The organism is Kangiella sp. (assembly GCF_014762745.1).
Classification (GTDB): Bacteria; Pseudomonadota; Gammaproteobacteria; order Enterobacterales; family Kangiellaceae; genus Kangiella.
Window position 1 is genome coordinate 1 of the sequence record NZ_JABURJ010000044.1, and the last position, 10,098, is coordinate 10,098.

Genomic DNA, 10,098 nt, shown 5'->3' on the forward strand with positions numbered 1-10,098 from the left:
TGAAAATTCTTATCAAAATCATCTCCCTAAAGGGATTCCCTTTGGTCACAGATTTCGATTGCTATATTTTGTACGTGTCTTAGCTCAATATAAGGGGGTATTGGTGCTATCTGTCACTGTCAATAGCTTAAATTAGCTTTCAACAGTTCTATATCATTGAAACCTAGCCCCAAACAAAACAGCTGGCTTTCTTTCCCATCACCTCAAAACTTAATCGTTTATCCGCAGCTCTTTGTGCCAGTCCGTAACAGATATGCAGGGGGATCAGATGCTCTTCGCGAGGGTGGCAGTACATGGCACCGGGTGCATTTTTCCATTCCAGCAATCGTTCGGCGCGTTCAAACTCATGCAATGAGGCGCTCATACAAGTTTCGGTTAGCCACTGATCAAATGACTCATTCAATAAGCGCGACTGTTGATCCGATGCGCCAAAAAAGGCTTTTAAATTGTGAAATGAAAATCCGGAACCTATAATCAAAATATTTTCCGATAACAAAGATCTTAGTGCGCGGCCCAGTTTAAGGTGTTCTTCAGGATCGAGGCCATTGAGTAGTGATACCTGTATCGTGGGTATATCCGCTTCTGGATACATGATTTTTAATGGCACAAAAACGCCATGGTCGAGTCCTCGATTGTCTTCCATGTGGCAGGCTATTTTTTTAGGAGCCAACAGGGATTGAATTTTGCTGGCAAGTTGTGGATTACCCGCAACAGGATATTGAATATGATAGGACTCTTCGGGAAAGCCATAATAGTCATAGTAAAGCGAAGGTTTTGCGCTGGAAACGATACTGACTTCGGACTCTTCCCAGTGAGCGCTAAATACAACAATCGCTTCGGGTTTGGGTAACTCCTCGGCTAGCGATTGCAGGTTAGTCACCATTTCCTGGTGTGCCGGATCTCCAAGTAGCGGCAGTGGCCCACCGCCATGTGAAAGAAACGCAATCTTTGCTTTCTGCTCAGTCATGTTCAATCCATTAATTAAGTTACCCTCAATGGTATCTGACAAAGGACCGAACAGACTATAACGCACTGCACATAGTCACTGTGCGCTGCTGTTATAACTGGAGATATTTGTGAATCAGTTGTGACATCTCTTGTGGTTGAGTCTGCAATAGCATGTGAGTAGCCTCGACAAATTCAACTTGTAGATTACTGCAAACTTCTTCAAAAGCTTTGACGTTATAAGCGCTGACCAAGTTATCCATTGTCGCCTGCACATAGACACAGGGAACATCAATAACCTGGCTCGGCTTTTGATAGGTGGCAATGGTTTTTATCCGCTTCTTCAGGTTCGGAAAATCCACTGACTCAATCGCTTTGCGAAACAGAGCAGTTAACTCAGGCGATGACCAGCGGTTAAATAGAAAATGCGAAAGGAGTTTGTCAGGAAGCATATTCAACAGACGAACTGGAAGAAAGCGACCTATCTTGCCAATAAAACTAGGTGGTTGCAGAAAGCAGCCAAAGAAAAAGATTTGTTTGATACGGATCTTATTACGTTTTGCTAATTCATAAGCGAGCAAACCCGAATAAGACTCAACAATAAGTATCACTTCTTCATTACCAACTGCATCCTCAATAATGGAAACCTGATTCAAAATACTTTGATCGGAATCCTTAGTCAGCGGTACCACCTCAACCGGAACATCGGCCTTGAAGATATTTACAAAGGGCTCGAATAAAACACCAGTACCATCAACACCGGGTAGTAGAATGATTTTCATAACGCTTTCCTGCCGGAGTAATCGTCGCTTATGGAGTGGAGGATAAAGATTAGCATAATTATGGGTAGGTTTTTGCTCACTGGGCCAAAAGGATGCAGCCAGTAGGATGGCTCAATGATAGTCAGCAGGATGGTATAACTTGCTATAATTAGGATTTGAATGACGTAGCATAGCTTCATCTTTTTGTTGCTAAGTATCCAGAGTCCTAAGCCAATATCTAAAATAGCGCCGCTGTAAATTAAAGCGCGAGTAATAGCTTCATTAAAGCCGAAATTGATTAGAAGCTCATATCCTGTTTGATAATCAAAAAAGATAGAAGTTAACCCTGTGAATACCCAGAGAAGGGCTAGCGAGTAACGCGCTAAAGTGAGTAATGTATGGTCTTTCATCTGCTTAATCATACGACTGGGAATGGCTTAAAGACCATAATATAAAGCAACCCCAAAATAGCAAGGAATGCAGGGATGCCAAGACTGATCCACCATTTCATATATTGATTAAACTTGGCGGTAGGCCTGCCTTGGGACAATGAAAGTTTTGCTTGCGCAAACAATATATATTGAATCCGGATGACAGGAATCCAACAAACTCCGATAAAAACAAACAGGCCAATAACCCAATAGAACCAGGTGGAGGTGTAAGAGTAATTGAGTTTTTCCATTAGCAATACACCGGTCACAAACTGAGTAATTACTGCAGGAAAGGTAAATAGCCAGTCACCCAAGATGACATTCCTGGCTGTTACCGTTATCGCACTGATATTTTTTGAGCGATAAGCCATGAACATAAAAAAAGCAATGCCTGCACCAGTTCCCATGACGACGATTGCTGAAAGTATGTGCAGCAATCTTAGTAGAAAGTAGTTATCCAATTACCTGCTCCCTGATTTGAAGGCCTAATTGTTTTGCATGGGGTAAAAATTCATCGAGACTATAGAGCCCCAGGCTAGGTATGGCGCCATGAATATCCAGTTGATCATTTATCAACTTTTTTGCGATGATAATAGCAGATAGAGTGGGGATGTAGGGGCCAACACCTTTATCAGCAGTAAGAGTCCATTCAATTGTCTTAGGCTTTAGTCGTAGATCCTTTCCTTCAATAAGAACTCGCATATAGCCTCGGTCTGTACCAAATGATTTCAGTAGGTTGCTTGCTTGCATAATGGGCTTAGTCAGAGGCGCCCAGTTCTTGACGATCTTCTTTTTTACGAGCCATGCCATAAATACCATAGTTTGGTGTAGCAGGGTAAGCTCAAGGCCAGCCTGAAACTTTACTGTCTCGGTTACTGAATATCTTGCGGGGAAAAGTTCTAAGTCGGGCACGTCTACATTTGCCAGTGCGCGTATATCATCGTCATCATTAAAGCTAATCTTGCGTGAGTCCATCCAGCCATAGCCGTTTACCCAGCTTCCATCTTTAAAGATTGGAAAAGGATGTCCGGTATAGGAAAGAATGCCGCGAATGGTTGCTTCGCCTCTTTCAGCCTTGTTTCCGGGTGCAATGGAAATATCAATAGCATCAACTTGTGAAAATTCGGAGTGATAATGGTCAAGAATAACTGATGACAAGCCCGGAACAGAGCTGGCACCACTAACAACTAATACATGGTTAATAGTGGCTTTGGTATTGAGCTGTTTAATATCGCAAACAAATTGTCGATCATCGGCTAGGTCAATGTAATGAGCACCTATATCAATACAGGCTTCAGGTACTCGGTAATCTTGTCCTTGGAACGGCCCACTGGTATGAATGATTAAAAATGGAGATAAAGCTTGTAGTTGTTCTTTGAAATCGACAGCGGTTATATCAATGGTTAAAGGTTGTAATTTTGTTTTTGACTCTCTTGAAAGCTGGTTTATAAGATGTCTGGCTTTTTGTTCATTTCTGCCGGCAACATAGAGCACAATATCGGTGAGCTGAGAAAGCTCTTCAACGATGCGCTTACCAAAATTACCATAGCCACCCAGAACAACAATTTTCTTCATTAGAAATCATGATCATTAAATGTGTAGTGTAATCCTACACTAACTTATCACGGAACATAAAGAAAACAGCGCCTAACAAACAAAGACCAGCCCAGAGGTAGTCTAGTTTTAAGGGTTCTTTGAGGTACATCACTGAAAAAGGAATGAAGACACTTAAGGTGATAACTTCCTGAATGATTTTAAGCTGGCCGACGCTCAGTGCTGTGTAGCCGATACGGTTGGCAGGTACCTGAAACAGGTATTCGAATAGTGCGATTCCCCAGCTGATAAAAGCTGCAATAATCCAGGGCTTATTATTGAGTTCTTTGAGGTGGGCGTACCAGGCGAATGTCATGAATATATTGCTACAGATGAGTAGTGATATTGATACGATTATTGGGTTCATTGTTCACTCCTGCAAAAGGGGCTTTGCAATAGATGTGGAGCGGTTGTGTTTAAAAGCGCGGAATTAATCCGCGCGACTCATGAATTTCTTTTCTTCAACGTTGATTTTCACTTTCTCGCCGTTAGCGATGTATTCTGGAACCTGGATGGTTAGGCCGGTGGCGAAAGTAGCGGGTTTGGTGCGGGCGGTGGCTGAAGCGCCTTTGATCGATGGGTCGGTTTGCTCAATGACCATTTCAACGGACTGGGGTAGTTCCAGGCCAATGACTTTGTCGTTGACCAGAACGACGCGCAGGTCTTCGATGTCTTCAGTGATAAAGAGCAATTCGTCTTCGATGTCTTCTTTATTGAAGGTGTATTGGCTGTAGTCTTCGCTGTCCATAAAGATGACGCTATCGCCTTCTGTATAGGAGAATGTCGCTGGGCGTTTGGTCAGGTCAACAGTGGTGATCTGGTCATCGCCTTTGAAACGTTCTTCAACTTTTAAGCCAGTTTGAACATCGCTAAAACGCATTTTATACAGGGTTGCAGCACCGCGTGCGCTGGGGCTGCTGACTTCAATATTCTTAACAACCAACAATTTGCCGTTGTATTCAACCGCCATGTTGCGCTTGATATCACTTGCTTTTGCCATGATGAACTCTCGATTTATAGAGGTTAAAAATTGGGCATATTGTATGAGGATGTCAGGATATTGGGAATAGGGGGAAGGAAATAAATGAGCGGTTGGTAGGTAAGGGGGCAACATCTTGAGCTACCTAAAGATATTTGCACTACCTTTAGGTTTGCCATTTGACCCACAGGGATGTGGGAAATGCAAAGGCAACTCCTGGAGAGTTGCCTGTCCAAACTAGATTTGGAATATGCATCTTTGATGCAGAGTTTATTTCAAAAAGCTAAAGTCACTGGATCCCGCGGTACCCTATGGGGCAGACCCTTAAACCGCGGGATGACAAACTTGGAGAGGTAGGGGCGACCCAATGTGGTCGCCCAGGATCCTGAATTACCCGAGGGCATTCCCGCTGGTCAAATTTCAGGATGATGGATTGTTAGGTAGGGGCGGATCTGTGTGTCCGCCCAACCGTTCCCATTTAAGGATAATGGGCTTACAGCGACTTCTTAAAGAATTCGGTCAAATCTTTCTTCAACTTGATCAAATCATGTTCACGGATATACATCATGTGACCAGATTCGTAGTAGTACATATGCACATTGTCTTTGAGCTGCTTGGGTAAGCCCATGTGCGAGAAGGTGTACTCGGTAGCGAAGAAAGGTGTCGCAAAATCATAGTAACCATTACCGACATAAACCTGCATATCCGGGTTGCGGAGCATAGCTGCGGTTAGCTTGTCGCTGATATCGCGATTCTGACGATAAAAATCTTCGTAGTTCCAGCTTTTTACACCGCCGCCTAAAATGTAATACGGCAAGTCAGATTTATAATTCAGCTCAGTTGAAAGATAGGTCATCAGGTTTTCGGTGTAAGTGCCGTGAATTGCCATGTAGCTCGGATCGCGGTAGCCAGCTTTGTTTAAGGCATCCAGCTCAGGCGTTGTGAATCGGCTGTCCAGGCGACCAATGGTCTCGCCTTCTTTGCGTTTAATGTTATGAACAAAGTCATTCAGAGAAATGCGTAAATCTTTCTCCATCACCAGATCAACTGACAGACCGGTGAAATCAGCCACCCGCTCAGCAATGGCGCGTTTCTTGCGCGGTTCAAGGTTATCGCCCTGCAATAAAGCCAACGCATATTCGTTTAACGCAAACTCTTTGGCCTGCTCAATAGCGTTTTGTAGGTTGGTATCCAGTGGCGCTTTGAGTTTTTTGTGATACCAGGCAGCTGCGGTGTAGCTAGGTAACATGGTCACTGGTGGTAGCAGATCCATCTGGTCATTAAAGTCGTCCAGCTGGAAATTGAGCACGCTGGAGACCAGCATAATACCATTAAAATAAACACCGTGGTTTTGACCCATGTGGTAGGCGATACCGGCAGAACGCGTAGTGCCGTAGCTTTCGCCGATCAGGAACTTCGGCGAGCTCCAGCGCTCATTGCGCGTCATGTACAGGCGAATAAACTCAGACACAGTACGAATATCTTCCCACACACCGTGGAAGTCTTTATCAGTACCTTTGTCATGCGCACGGCTATAGCCGGTTCCTACTGGGTCGATAAAGACGATATCGGTTAAATCCAGCAATGAATATTCATTGTCCACCATTTCAAACGGTGGCTTTAGTGGGAAACCCTCTTTATCCATGACCACGCGTTTTGGGCCAAGCGTTCCCATGTGCAACCAGACTGATGCTGAGCCAGGGCCGCCATTGTAGGCAAAAGTAATCGGACGGTTCTTGGCTTTTGCGCCTTTCTGAGTGTAGGCGGTAAAGAAAATCGAACCGATGACTTCATTGTTTTCGTTATAGACAAAGGAATTACCGGTTTCAGCCTTATAGTTGATGGTCTTGCCGCCAACTTTGGTCGAATGCTCGGTAATAACGGTTTTCTCTTCGGGATACGGGTTCGGTGCTTCTGACTTTTCTTCAGCGGCAAATGCGCTAAAAGATAAGGTCATACTCAATAACAGGACTGCAATTTTCATTAAAATTCCCCAAATAACAACACATGAAAAAAACTTAACTCAACAGCCTAGCAATATTGGTCAATTGAGCAAGCAGGGATTTGTAAGAAATGTTATCGGCAGTGGGTCCCCAAAGTCGGTCCTTAATGAGAGTTTTAAAAATCTCAACCTTTCAATTGAATACTTGAAACCCTATACTCAGGAAAAATTAATAACTTAAAACTCAACAACATAAAAAGGGATAAAACATGAAACCTATTCATTATCTGGGGTTAGTGGTTCGACTTTTTGCTATTTGTTTGTTTATTTATGGGGTAATCGGAGCCATTGAATTTTTCGCGCTGAAATTGGGAGGAATGGCTTCTTCGATGCCGAGCTTTATATCAATGGTCATTATGTTAATACCTATTATCGTTTCAGTTTATCTCTGGTTTTTCCCTTTAACGGTTGCTCAAAAGTTACTGGGCAAGGATGAGAGGGAGTTTGAGCCGGTGAATCCTAAAAGTTTGTTAACAATCTTGGTGGCATCTATTGGTTTGTTCTTTTTGTACAAAGCACTAATGAGCTTCATATTCTGGCTTGGATTCTATGTGATGCCTTCAAATGAGTCATCTTCACTTGTGATGGTGTTTGCTGCTGACAAAGTGGGAGTCTTAACAACTTTTGTTGAGCTAGTTGTCGCTTTATTGCTGGTTATTAAATGTCGTTCTATTGCAGGATTGATAGCGCGTATTGCTCGTTAATCGATTCCTTATTCTCTGAATCCATCCCGCTATTTTCTATAAAACCATCTCAATAAAATGGCGGGATGATAATCATTTTCATTACCTTTAATTATTTCTAGAATAATTAATCTTTTCTGGGCTAATACCTTAAAAATCCTCGTGCGAATAGTGGCCTGTAAAAATGCCAATCCAATACTTCTTATATTAAAATCTTATGTTATCCTGAGTCCTGTTGGTGATAACTCGACTGCACTTAGGGATATGTCTTTATGAAAGAGTGACTTAAGGTTCATGTATGGACTCGGCGTAGGCGGCATTTTTGGCGTCATAGTTATTGCCTATCACTTCATATATGAATTAAAACAGGCCTTTATGGATTCGCTTGATCCAGATCAAGTATTCAATATCGGTCCTTCCTTATGATCACACTGCTAAAACACCCTGAATTTATGTAAGTCCTTGGTTTATAAGGAAGGTTATGATGAGTGAGCTTAAAAAAGATAATTATAACTATAAGGTCATAAGGCAATTTGCCGTTATGTCTGTAGTTTGGGGAATTGTTGGTATGGCGGTTGGGGTTTTAATCGCTGCCCAGTTGATGTTCCCGGCATTGAATTTTGATACCTCATGGCTGTCTTTCGGCCGTCTTCGTCCACTCCACACTAACGCGGTCATTTTCGCTTTCGGCGGCTGTGTGTTGATGGCTACTTCTCTTCACTGTGTTCAACGTACCAGTTATGCACGACTGATCAGCGATAAGCTGGCGGCGTTTGTATTCTGGGGTTGGCAGTTGGTGATTGTATTGGCGGCGATTACTTTGCCAATGGGGTACACCTCAGCCAAAGAATACGCAGAATTAGAATGGCCTATTGATATTCTAATCGCTATTGTCTGGGTCGCTTACGCTGTGTTGTTCTTCGGCACCATCATGAAGCGTAAGGTGTCGCATATTTATGTGGCGAACTGGTTCTTCGGAGCATTCATCATCACCATTGCGGTGCTACACATTGTAAACAGCGCGGCGCTTCCGATTGACTGGACTTCGTGGAAGTCTTATTCAGCTTACTCAGGTGCGATTGATGCGATGGTTCAATGGTGGTATGGCCATAACGCGGTAGGTTTCTATCTGACTGCCGGTTTCCTGGGTATCATGTATTACTATGTTCCAAAGCAGGCGGGTCGCCCGATTTATTCGTATCGCTTATCGATTGTTCACTTCTGGGCATTGATTGCGATTTATATGTGGGCCGGTCCTCACCACCTGCATTACAGCTCATTGCCTGACTGGGCTCAGTCATTGGGTATGGTCTTCTCATTGATTCTTCTTGCGCCATCCTGGGGCGGCATGATCAACGGTATCATGACCTTGTCTGGTGCATGGCATAAGTTGCGTACTGACCCAATTATCAAGTTCCTGATCGTTTCTCTATCCTTCTACGGCATGTCGACGTTTGAAGGTCCAATGATGTCCATCAAGACAGTGAATGCTTTATCACATAACACTGACTGGACTGTGGGTCACGTACATGCAGGAGCTTTGGGCTGGGTTGCCATGGTTTCGATTGGTGCACTTTACGCCATGATTCCTTCTATCTTCGGTAAAGAAAAGATGCATAGCATCAGCTTGATTAACATGCACTTCTGGTTATCAACTATCGGTGTGGTTCTCTATATCGCAGCGATGTGGATTGCGGGTGTCACTCAAGGTCTTATGTGGCGTGCCACTAACTCTGACGGTACTTTGACTTACTCTTTCGTGCAGAGCTTAGAAGCCACCTATCCTTACTATGGTATTCGTTTGCTTGGCGGCATCATCTTCCTGGCCGGTATGTTTGTCATGGCATACAACGTAATGAAGACGATTTCCGGCGCGAAAAATGCGGATACTCGTATCCCACAACCAGCGCACTAGGAGGGCACACAGATGAATCATGAAAAAGTCGAAAAGAATGTTGGTTTAATGGGTATTCTGATTGTGGTCGCCATCAGTTTTGGTGGCCTCGCTGAAATCGTGCCCTTGTTTTTCCTAAAAGATACCACGCAACCGATTTCAACCTTGCGTCCTTATACCGCGCTTGAGCTTGAAGGTCGTGATATCTATATCCGTGAAGGTTGCCACGTTTGCCATACTCAGATGGTACGTCCATTCCGCGCCGAAACTGAGCGCTATGGCCACTATTCTGTAGCAGGCGAAGACGTTTATGAATTCCCATTCCTATGGGGTTCAAAGCGAACTGGGCCTGATCTGGCTCGCGTCGGCGGTCGTTACTCTGATGAGTGGCATTATGTGCACCTGATGAATCCTCGTGATCCGGTTCCTGAGTCGAATATGCCTTCTTTCCCGTGGCTAGATGAAAACATTCTGGATGGTGAAAAAACTGCTTCCAAAATGGAGACCATGCGTAAGTTAGGTGTTCCTTATACCGATGAAGAGATTGCGGCTGCCAAAGAGCAGGTTGCAGGCAAAAAAGAAATCACTGCCTTGATCGCCTATTTGCAGTCTTTAGGCCATGAGCATGGCACAGTACAAAATTCAGGAGGTGAATAATGGATATCAATATTTTCCGCGGTGTTATGACCCTGATTATTATGCTGCTCTTTATCGGCCTCTGTATTTGGGTGTATTCCAAAAAACGTAAGCCAATGTATGACCAGGCAGCGCGTATGGCTCTTGATGAAGATGATAAAGAGTCTACAGCGA

Annotated in this window: 12 protein-coding genes; 4 read left to right on the forward strand and 8 right to left on the reverse strand. The window is 43.8% G+C overall.

The features are described 5' to 3' along the window. Nucleotides 1-163 precede the first annotated feature (163 nt). From HUJ19_RS02805 to HUJ19_RS02840, 8 genes are all read right to left on the reverse strand, one after another. Nucleotides 164-967: a class III extradiol ring-cleavage dioxygenase gene (locus HUJ19_RS02805; RefSeq protein ID WP_290622171.1), complete on the reverse strand. Its 804-nt coding sequence runs from the start codon at nucleotides 965-967 to the stop codon at nucleotides 164-166. Nucleotides 968-1,058: 91 nt separating this feature from the next. Continuing rightward, complete coding sequence (locus tag HUJ19_RS02810) at nucleotides 1,059-1,727, reverse strand: alpha/beta hydrolase (RefSeq protein ID WP_290622172.1); 669 nt, start codon at nucleotides 1,725-1,727, stop codon at nucleotides 1,059-1,061. Next, complete coding sequence (locus tag HUJ19_RS02815) at nucleotides 1,724-2,116, reverse strand: DoxX-like family protein (protein WP_290622173.1); 393 nt, start codon at nucleotides 2,114-2,116, stop codon at nucleotides 1,724-1,726. Before HUJ19_RS02815 ends, HUJ19_RS02810 begins: the two co-directional genes overlap by 4 nt. A gap of 8 nt (nucleotides 2,117-2,124) precedes the next feature. Continuing rightward, on the reverse strand, nucleotides 2,125-2,598 hold the full coding sequence (locus HUJ19_RS02820; RefSeq protein WP_290622174.1) for a DUF2269 domain-containing protein: 474 nt from the start codon (nucleotides 2,596-2,598) through the stop codon (nucleotides 2,125-2,127). After that, nucleotides 2,591-3,712 (reverse strand): saccharopine dehydrogenase family protein, encoded by a 1,122-nt coding sequence (locus HUJ19_RS02825; RefSeq protein WP_290622175.1) that lies wholly within the window; start codon nucleotides 3,710-3,712, stop codon nucleotides 2,591-2,593. Before HUJ19_RS02825 ends, HUJ19_RS02820 begins: the two co-directional genes overlap by 8 nt. Nucleotides 3,713-3,746: 34 nt before the next feature. Further along, nucleotides 3,747-4,097, reverse strand: a complete 351-nt coding sequence (locus HUJ19_RS02830; RefSeq protein ID WP_290622176.1) for a DMT family protein — start codon at nucleotides 4,095-4,097, stop codon at nucleotides 3,747-3,749. A 63-nt stretch (nucleotides 4,098-4,160) separates the two neighbouring features. Next, on the reverse strand, nucleotides 4,161-4,730 hold the full coding sequence (gene yeiP, locus HUJ19_RS02835) for an elongation factor P-like protein YeiP (RefSeq protein WP_290622177.1): 570 nt from the start codon (nucleotides 4,728-4,730) through the stop codon (nucleotides 4,161-4,163). A 472-nt stretch (nucleotides 4,731-5,202) separates the two neighbouring features. Beyond that, a complete protein-coding gene (locus HUJ19_RS02840; RefSeq protein WP_290622178.1) occupies nucleotides 5,203-6,693 on the reverse strand; it encodes a peptidase S10 in 1,491 nt (496 codons plus the stop codon). Between the two features lie 227 nt (nucleotides 6,694-6,920). Between HUJ19_RS02840 and HUJ19_RS02845 the strand changes: the two genes are divergently transcribed. The 4 genes from HUJ19_RS02845 to HUJ19_RS02860 all read left to right on the forward strand — a co-directional run. Beyond that, nucleotides 6,921-7,415 (forward strand): hypothetical protein, encoded by a 495-nt coding sequence (locus tag HUJ19_RS02845; RefSeq protein ID WP_290622179.1) that lies wholly within the window; start codon nucleotides 6,921-6,923, stop codon nucleotides 7,413-7,415. Nucleotides 7,416-7,878: 463 nt separating this feature from the next. Next, nucleotides 7,879-9,309, forward strand: a complete 1,431-nt coding sequence (gene ccoN, locus HUJ19_RS02850) for a cytochrome-c oxidase, cbb3-type subunit I (protein ID WP_367273955.1) — start codon at nucleotides 7,879-7,881, stop codon at nucleotides 9,307-9,309. Nucleotides 9,310-9,321: 12 nt separating this feature from the next. Beyond that, nucleotides 9,322-9,945: a cytochrome-c oxidase, cbb3-type subunit II gene (ccoO, locus tag HUJ19_RS02855; RefSeq protein WP_290622181.1), complete on the forward strand. Its 624-nt coding sequence runs from the start codon at nucleotides 9,322-9,324 to the stop codon at nucleotides 9,943-9,945. Further along, the coding region (locus tag HUJ19_RS02860; RefSeq protein WP_290622182.1) for a cbb3-type cytochrome c oxidase subunit 3 at nucleotides 9,945-10,098 on the forward strand (154 nt) is incomplete at its 3' end. The genes ccoO and HUJ19_RS02860, both read left to right, overlap by 1 nt.

Excerpts from the sequence above, each read along its gene's own strand:
- HUJ19_RS02805 (WP_290622171.1), bottom strand. The coding sequence starts at position 967 with ATGACTGAGCAGAAAGCAAAGATTGCGTTTCTTTCACATGGCGGTGGG.
- HUJ19_RS02810 (WP_290622172.1), bottom strand. The coding sequence starts at position 1,727 with ATGAAAATCATTCTACTACCCGGTGTTGATGGTACTGGTGTTTTATTC.
- HUJ19_RS02815 (WP_290622173.1), bottom strand. The coding sequence starts at position 2,116 with ATGAAAGACCATACATTACTCACTTTAGCGCGTTACTCGCTAGCCCTT.
- HUJ19_RS02825 (WP_290622175.1), bottom strand. The coding sequence starts at position 3,712 with ATGAAGAAAATTGTTGTTCTGGGTGGCTATGGTAATTTTGGTAAGCGC.
- HUJ19_RS02830 (WP_290622176.1), bottom strand. The coding sequence starts at position 4,097 with ATGAACCCAATAATCGTATCAATATCACTACTCATCTGTAGCAATATA.
- yeiP (WP_290622177.1), bottom strand. The coding sequence starts at position 4,730 with ATGGCAAAAGCAAGTGATATCAAGCGCAACATGGCGGTTGAATACAAC.
- HUJ19_RS02840 (WP_290622178.1), bottom strand. The coding sequence starts at position 6,693 with ATGAAAATTGCAGTCCTGTTATTGAGTATGACCTTATCTTTTAGCGCA.
- HUJ19_RS02845 (WP_290622179.1), top strand. The coding sequence starts at position 6,921 with ATGAAACCTATTCATTATCTGGGGTTAGTGGTTCGACTTTTTGCTATT.
- ccoN (WP_367273955.1), top strand. The coding sequence starts at position 7,879 with ATGAGTGAGCTTAAAAAAGATAATTATAACTATAAGGTCATAAGGCAA.
- ccoO (WP_290622181.1), top strand. The coding sequence starts at position 9,322 with ATGAATCATGAAAAAGTCGAAAAGAATGTTGGTTTAATGGGTATTCTG.